The organism is Arsukibacterium sp., from assembly GCF_036735525.1.
Classification (GTDB): Bacteria; Pseudomonadota; Gammaproteobacteria; order Enterobacterales; family Alteromonadaceae; genus Alishewanella.
On record NZ_DAINOE010000107.1, the window covers coordinates 1 to 8,403 of the forward strand.

General features: G+C 44.2%; 8 protein-coding genes. All 8 read right to left on the reverse strand.

What is annotated here, in order from left to right:
• The coding region (locus V7D78_RS15140; RefSeq protein WP_333609294.1) for a response regulator at positions 1–547 on the reverse strand (547 nt) is incomplete at its 3' end.
• Entirely contained in the window at positions 540–1,169 is a 630-nt protein-coding gene (gene cheD, locus V7D78_RS15145; protein ID WP_333609295.1) for a chemoreceptor glutamine deamidase CheD, read from the reverse strand. The genes V7D78_RS15140 and cheD, both read right to left, overlap by 8 nt.
• Positions 1,156–2,019, reverse strand: coding sequence for a CheR family methyltransferase (locus V7D78_RS15150; protein ID WP_333609296.1), 864 nt, complete (start codon positions 2,017–2,019; stop codon positions 1,156–1,158). Before V7D78_RS15150 ends, cheD begins: the two co-directional genes overlap by 14 nt.
• Positions 2,004–4,814 carry a methyl-accepting chemotaxis protein gene (locus V7D78_RS15155; protein ID WP_333609297.1) on the reverse strand — a complete coding sequence of 937 codons (2,811 nt, stop codon included), beginning with the start codon at positions 4,812–4,814 and terminating at the stop codon, positions 2,004–2,006. Before V7D78_RS15155 ends, V7D78_RS15150 begins: the two co-directional genes overlap by 16 nt.
• Positions 4,815–4,950: 136 nt before the next feature.
• Positions 4,951–6,969, reverse strand: coding sequence for a methyl-accepting chemotaxis protein (locus V7D78_RS15160; protein ID WP_333609298.1), 2,019 nt, complete (start codon positions 6,967–6,969; stop codon positions 4,951–4,953).
• A gap of 43 nt (positions 6,970–7,012) precedes the next feature.
• Complete coding sequence (locus V7D78_RS15165; RefSeq protein ID WP_333609299.1) at positions 7,013–7,456, reverse strand: BLUF domain-containing protein; 444 nt, start codon at positions 7,454–7,456, stop codon at positions 7,013–7,015.
• Positions 7,457–7,478: 22 nt separating this feature from the next.
• Entirely contained in the window at positions 7,479–7,988 is a 510-nt protein-coding gene (locus tag V7D78_RS15170) for a chemotaxis protein CheW (RefSeq protein ID WP_333609300.1), read from the reverse strand.
• Positions 7,985–8,403, reverse strand: a 419-nt coding sequence (locus V7D78_RS15175; RefSeq protein ID WP_333609301.1) for a chemotaxis protein CheW, incomplete at its 5' end; no start/stop codon positions are given. The genes V7D78_RS15170 and V7D78_RS15175, both read right to left, overlap by 4 nt.

Genomic DNA, 8,403 nt, shown 5'->3' on the forward strand with positions numbered 1-8,403 from the left:
CAATACCCGGGCTATCAACCGGCATTTCAGTTAGCACAGCCTTAATGGCTTCAGTACCGCCCGTAGAAGCGCCAATGGCAATAATCTTTTCGGTTGTTTTAAAGCGTAAGCTAGCGGTTTTTTTCGGCTGGCACTTGGCAACGCCTGAAAGCTTAGCTAACGCTGCAGCTTTAATTTTTGCCACAATATCAAGCCGGTATTCTTCAATACCACGGGCAATATCCAGTTTTGGTTTAGCTAAGTAATCTACAGCACCTAACTCCAGAGCTCGCAAGGTAACGTCTGCGCCTTGTTCGGTAAGGCTGGAAATCATCACGACGGCAGTTGGCCGCGCTTTCATAAGCTTTTCTAAAAACGTCAGGCCATCCACCTTCGGCATTTCTACATCCAGCGTAATGACATCTGGGCGATGAAGGTTCACCAGATCGCGAGCCACATAAGCATCACTGGCAGCACCTACTAGCATAAATTCAGGTTCGCTGCGAATAATTTCACTCAGTAAACTGCGGATCAGTGCTGAATCGTCAACTACTAGCACTTTAATCATCAAACAACTCCACATCCTGCTGGATATTGTGAATAGGTTTATTACGCAGCTGCATACGATAAGCACTTTCCCTATCCATTATAGTGTTGTTGTGCAGCGACTTGATTTTCCTGATAAGCACCTGGCCACTATCTGGAAAAAAATAGACCTTCCGCGGAAAAACATCGAGTAAATCTTGTGCCACTACAGGTATACGCTCGAGATTTAAATATTCCAACACGAACTCAGCATTACGCTCACCCACATTAATTGCGGTAAAGCCTTTGAGCACATTGCCGCCGCCAAATACTTTTGCTTCAAGATTCTCGCGCCTGGCCCCTAACTTTATTAAATGGTTAATTAAAATCTCCATGGCATAAGCGCCATAACGCGCAGACTCTGACAAAATATTGTCCTGACCACTGCCATCATTCGGCAATAAAAAATGGTTCATGCCCGCAATACCTGTCACGCGATCACGAATACACGCAGAGACACAAGAGCCCAGCACAGTCACAATTAACGTATCTGACTTAGTAGCAAAATATTCGCCGGGCAGAATTTTTATTGCCTCCCGGTCAAAGTGCCTATCAAAGTAGCGATTCGGTGCCACATGAATATTATCGGTATCAAACTCGGCCATGCGTCCCCCGCACCAAATTAGGCGTATAAGTCGTTTGACCCGCTGGCTTTACCAAATGGGTAGCATAAGCAAAATTTTCTGAATGGCCGGCAACGTATAAACCGTGAGCGGGCATTAACTGAACCATCTGCGACAGAATACTAAGCTGGGTTGATTTATCAAAATAAATCATTACGTTACGACAAAAAATAATATCGATAGGAGTAGGAAGAACCCATTTTTTGTCGAGTAAATTAAGCTGCCTGAACTGCACCATTTTTTGCAACTCTGGCACCACCTTCACTAAACCGTCCTTCCCCCCTTTGCCCCGATAAAAAAACTGTTTACAGCGTGTCTCACATAATCCGCTGATGCGCTCGGCGTTATAAATTCCCGCTTTGGCTTTTTGCAGTACCTGACTATCGATATCAGAAGCAATAATTTGCACCGGCACGTCAAAGCGACCAAAGGTTTCCGCCACTACCATGGCAATAGAATAGGGCTCCTCACCGGTGCTACTGGCAGCACACCAGATAGTTTTAACCTGCTTATGCGCCTGTAAATAGCGACTAAGTATGTCAAAATGATGCGGCTCACGGAAAAACGACGTGAGATTAGTGGTTAGCGCATTAATAAATTGCTCGGTTTCGGCGTTATGCTGTTGCAAATGACCTAAGTATTCCTGAAAACTGTTCAGCCTTAGCGCCCTGATGCGGCGCGCCAACCTGCTGTATACCATGGAATCCTTACTATCAGCTAACCGGATCCCTGTTAGCTGATACAGCATACGCCTTACCGCATCGAACTCTGAGCGGGAGTAACTAAACTGGCGATCAGAGTCGGCTTTGCTACTACTTAAAAGCTTTCCCATTCGTCCTCATCTGACTTGGTTGGTTTAAGTAACCTTGTAGCAGGTTTCGCCTTGGCTTTTACTGCCGGGTTCGCAACCGCCGTCCTTAATTGCTTTTTCGGAGCGGCCAACGCCTTGCGTACTGGCCGAACAGGTTCATCGTCTAACGTAAAGCGGGCCACATTCGCAGCTAACTGTTCAGATTGTGACAACAAACTTTCTGCTGCTGCCGCGGCCTCTTCAACTAACGCCGCGTTTTGCTGCGTCATTTCATCCATTTGCGTAACCGCTTTGCCAACTTCATCTAAACCGGCTGACTGCTCTGATGAAGCAGCCGCTATCTCAGCCATGATGTCGTTGACGCGTTTAATTGACGTGACAATCTCCTTCATGGTGTTGCCTGACTTACCGACTAACTCATTACCATTGTTAATTTTATTGACCGAGTCGGAAATCAGCGCCTTAATGTCCTTCGCCGCATTGGCAGACCGCTGCGCCAAAGTCCGCACTTCTGACGCCACTACTGCAAAGCCACGACCTTGCTCTCCCGCCCTGGCAGCTTCAACTGCTGCATTCAAAGCCAAGATATTCGTCTGAAAAGCGATACCGTCAATAACACCAATAATGTCGGATATTTTCTGAGCAGATTCATTTATGGAAGCCATGGTTTTAACAACTTGCTCTATTAACGAGCCGCCCTCTACCGCAACATCAGACGCTTTGGCTGCCAGCGTATTAGCCTGACGGGCATTGTCGGCGTTTTGCCGCACCGTACTGGTGAGCTCCTCCATGCTTGAGGCGGTTTCCTCCAGGCTTGAGGCTTGCTGCTCGGTGCGGCTGAATAAGTCGGTATTGCCCTGAGAAATCTCAGTTGAAACCGTGTTTATGGTATCAACAGCTTCGCGAATTTCACTCAGCATTTGCGATAAGTTTTCTGCTGTTAAATTACACCCGTCTTTTAATTCTTCAAAACTGCCCTGGTAATCTGCAGTCACTCTTTCGGTTAAATCGCCTTGAGCAATAGCATTAAGCACACTGTTAATGTCATTTAGGCCACTTTCGGTGGTGTTCAGCAAGGTGTTCAAACCTTCAGCCAGTTTCAAAAAGAAATCTTTCTTCGAGCCGATGTCAATGCGGGCAGAAAAATCACCCTTAGCAGCAGCCTCAACCACTTGACCAATTTCATTTTCAGCAGCCACCTCAACGGTTCTGTCTAACCATTCTAAAACAGTACCAATACGTTGACGATTTTCATTAAATATTGGATTCGCTGTTAGCCTAAAATGCATTTTGCAGACAACAATATTAGCAATATGGGCACTTTCCAGCTTACTCAGCAAACTAGATTGATGATGCGGATTTTTGTGAAATATATCCATCGAACCACCAATGACATTTGCAGCAGAAAAATTTGGCAAACTGGCTCGCAAAGACGATTCAGTCTCATGTAAAAACTGTTTCATGATATTGTTCATGTAAACGATTTTACGATCTGCATTAGCAATCATTATGTTTGTGGAGGTAACATCCAATGCCTGTTTAATCTGAAGCAACTCTTCAGCCCTTACGGCATCCCGTTCAGCCTGCGCTAGTTTTTCTCTCGCAACTTTTTCATTATTTTGTTGTACTATTTTTTCTTGTTCTGCAGCTTCTTTTAAACGATCTCGCATATTCAACATGGCGCGATTCACCGCGCCAAACTCATCGGTTCGCTGTCCGTCGACAGTGAGCAAATAATCTCCGGCAATAATTTGTTCAGTGCTTTGCACCACTAAATTCAGGGAACGAATAACACCACGAATAATGACCACACCTATCACAACACTCAGTAAAATCAATGTCGCTAACAAAAATAGGGTTGTATTTAGATTTGAACGGATATCTGCTTTACGCTGATGTAACTTTGCCTCAAGTAAAGCCAAGGTGTCGTTCTGCAACGCAAATTGTGAGTCAATTAATGCAGTTATTTCTGACCAGGTCGCTGCGGGATCTCCAATAGGGAGGTCAGGCTGCAGTAGCTCTTGCTCAATACGATTGATAAAGGCATTAACGTTTATACGTAACGCTTGAGCAGCCCTATACTGCGAACCTATGTCAGCATCAACCAATGACGATTGCAACAGCTGGTACTCTACAGCTGCTTGACGTTCAGCTGCCAGTTTTAACAGCCCACTTAAACGAAGACGATTGTTAAGCGATATATTTCCTTGCACCAGCGCAACATTGACTAATGCCCTGCTTTGCCCCAGGGCTTCTGTTAATGCTGGCAGCTCATGTAATGCGGCAATAATCATATGGTAAGTCTCAGCCGCTGGGTCGTAATCCATGGAGCTTAGCCGAGTGAGGGTATTTTTAAGTTCCAGCACCTGAGCAATTAATTCTGAATGCTGTCGGCTTGAGCTCGCAGTATCAATTTTCTGCTGGTGAACGTCATTTGCCAAAGGTTCCCATGCTTGACGTAGCGCGGCCACCTGAGAAATCAACTCGTTTGCCTGCCAGGTATTGAGCTTATTTTCCCAAGTCTGCAGCGCTTTAGTTACCTCTTGTGATTTTTCAAGTAGTGCATTTTTAGCAAGTGTATTACCCGATAAAAATCCCGCGGACATACCTCGATGTTGCTGCATAAATTTTAATACATTGTTCATGCCATAAGCTGATTCAACACCTTTTAGCTCAAGTTCAACAACATCAAGACTGGCTTTTTCTACTTTTAAAAAAAATGTTGTTGGGGCAGCCAACGTGCCTAAAAATAACAGCGCCAACAACAGCATTTTTCGCTTCAACGAAATGCGATCTAGCATCATGAGCAACTTCATAAAACCTCTCTAAACTATTCAAGATCGTTAACACTCCTATGTCATTTATGAAATAGGAGTGCCGCTAAATGAACGCATCACTGCACCATCAAGTTCAACTTTGCATAATCATCATGCAGATTAAGGGTGCGTATATTTAGAAACTTTCCCATTCGTCCTCATCTGACTTGGTTGGTTTAAGTAACTTACCGGCCGGTTTCGCTATGGTCTTAGTGGCCGGTCTGGCAGCAGGGGCTTTTAATTGTTTTTTAGGGGCCGCCAGCGTTTTTCTGGCTACTGGCGCCGGTTCATCGTCCAGCGTAAAACGTGCCACATTGGCCGCTAGTTGCTCAGATTGCGATAATAAGCTCTCTGCCGCCGCCGCGGCTTCTTCGACTAACGCCGCATTTTGCTGGGTCATTTCATCCATCTGGGTAACCGCTTTGCCCACTTCATCCAAGCCGGCAGATTGCTCGGCAGAAGCCGCAGCAATTTCAGCCATAATATCGTTAACCCGCTTAATCGAGGTCACCACTTCTTTCATGGTGTTGCCAGACTTGCCTACCAGATCATTACCATTGTTAATTTTATTGACCGAGTCGGAAATCAGCGCCTTAATGTCCTTCGCCGCATTGGCAGACCGCTGCGCCAAAGTCCGCACTTCTGACGCCACTACTGCAAAGCCACGACCTTGCTCTCCCGCCCTGGCAGCTTCAACTGCTGCATTCAAAGCCAAGATATTCGTCTGAAAAGCGATACCGTCAATAACACCAATAATGTCGGATATTTTCTGAGCAGATTCATTTATGGAAGCCATGGTTTTAACAACTTGCTCTATTAACGAGCCGCCCTCTACCGCAACATCAGACGCTTTGGCTGCCAGCGTATTAGCCTGACGGGCATTGTCGGCGTTCTGCCGCACTGTACTGGTGAGCTCTTCCATGCTTGAGGCGGTTTCCTCCAGGCTTGAGGCTTGCTGCTCGGTGCGGCTTGATAAGTCGGTATTGCCCTGAGAAATCTCACTTGACGCGGTATTAATTGTTTCAACGGCTTCGCGAATTTCACTCAGCATTTGCGATAAGTTTTCTGCGGTTTCGTTACAGCCATCTTTTAACGCGCCAAAACTGCCCTGATAATCTTCTATTACACGCTCGGTTAAATCACCTTGGGCAATGGCACCCAATACGCGGTTTATATCTTTTAGAGCAACTTCACTGGTTGAAGTTAAGGTATTTAATCCTTTTGCAATGACCTTTAAAAAGCCGGTTTGGCTGCTCTCATCGATACGTTCGGAGAAGTCACCTGAAGCGGCGGCATTAACCAAGCGCTCAATATCTTGTTCAGCTGCAACTTCATTGGTTCTATCAAGCCACTCGACCACAGTACCGATACGTTGGCCTTCATCATTTTTTATTGGGCTGGCAGTTAATTTAAAAGTACGACTGGCAATTTTAATCGTTGTGGAATAGGTCGATGTCAGCTTTTCAATCATACCTTTTTGATGTGCAGGATTTTTATGGAAAATATCCATATTTTTGTGGAGTAAATTATTTGCAGAAAAATCAGGAAAACTTTGGCGGATTTCTGGCTCTGCGTTTCTGAGCATTTCAATGACCGCTTTGTTTAAAAATATAATGTTATTCTCTGCATCAGCTATCATAGTGCAGGTTTCAACATTATCTAAGGCATCCCTAATGCGCAGATTCTCATTATGAATCACTCTCTCTTCACTGCGCCGAGCCAGTTCCTCCGTCATATCTTTCCATTCTACAACAGTGCCAACCCGTTGCTTTCTTTCATCAAAAACGGGAGTGGCTATAAGATCAAAAATAAGACCGGAGATCTTTAATTTTGTGTTGTAAGGTGATTGCAGTTGCCCAATAATGCCGCGTTGGTGTGATGGAGCGCGATGAAAGGTATCTACATTAGTACCAACTAACTGATCAACCCTAAAATTAGGGAGTTGTTTACGGATAACATCTTCATTTATTTTTAGCATACGCTCAAGAGAGTGATTAACATAGATAATATTCATCTCTGCATCAGCCATCATCACATTGGCCTGACAAACATCTAAGGCTGATTTTAGCGCTACAGCCATAGATGCTATTTCATCTTTTTTTCTTGCTATTTCGGCATCTTTCGGGCTCAATTCAGAGCCAAAAATTTTTTTCATAAATGCATTCATGGCATAGTCTTCCTATAATTAAAAAACAGATTTAACGAGGCAGCACCTGTGATTCCATTAACTTACTGCGGACAGCAAAGTTAAAGATTGCTTCTTTACCCGGTGAAGCTTCAGCGTTAAATTCTGAATAAATCCATTTTTCGGCTTGCTTTACACCATGCTGCTTAATTAAATCCTTGCTTGAATATTTAAAAGCCATACCCCAGTCAGGAAAAAGTTTTTGATTAACCGCCATTTCTACTGTAACGGTTACATTTGCATGTCTTGGATCGCGTTTGATACGCTCAAAAAGGCCTAAAACCTCTGCCCGCTCACCTTCCAATAATTGAATAAACTTGCCATTGGCATAGACTAAACAACCGGTAATACCTTTTGAACTGTTGTATTTATTTGCAATAGTCAGTAGCTCAATTAAATCCTGCTCAGTAAAATCTTTAGTTGCTGTACTGTAGTATACAATTTGATATTGAAGCATAGCCAAACCCTCACATTCAGTTTTATAAAGCTAATGAAGCTTTTGAATCTTCAGAATCAAAGAGGCAAAGCTCTTTACTGGAGATTAATGCTTCAATATTAAGCAATATGATCATATTTTCGTTAACAGGCGCCAGGCCATGCAAATACTGACTATCAAATGCCACGCCAAATTGTGGCGGTGGCTTTACCTCATCCGAACCGATATTAATTACGTCGGACACCGCATCAACAACTATACCTACTATACGATCGCCAATATGCAACATAATCACGATAGTAAATTCATTGTAAGTCGCCTCACCCACTGCAAATTTAAGCCGCAAATCCACAATAGGTACGATATCACCACGTAAATTTAGAACACCTTTGATAAAAGGCGGGGCATTGGCAATTTTAGTTACCGCTTCATACCCTCGAATTTCCTTAACTTTCATAATGTCCAGGCCGTAATGCTCATCACCCAAGGTAAAGGTAAGAAACTCCAGCCTTGTCACTTCGGCTTTCTGCTTATCGATTACTTGATTGTTCATACCGCGTCCTTTAAATCCAAGGCGTTTTGTACCTGGGTGGAAAGCGACTCCACATCTAAAATTAATGCTACACTGCCGTCGCCCATAATAGTTGCACCGGCTACCCCCGGCACCCTCCGGTAATGTTGCTCCAAACTTTTAATGACAACTTGTTGCTGACCAATTAAATCATCTACCTGAAGGGCAAAACGAGTTTTACTGGTTTCAATAAGAACCAGTATGGCGTCATCAGTGTTGGTTTTTGCCCCGTCAACATCCATAAATGCATGCAAACGTACTATGGGCCAATAGGCATCACGCAGCTCCAACATACATTGGTTACTGATATTTTTAAGCTGCTCTTTTGCCGGCTGCACCGACTCAATGATATTGACCAGAGGGATGATAAAAAGTTGGTCGGCAACGGCTACCGACA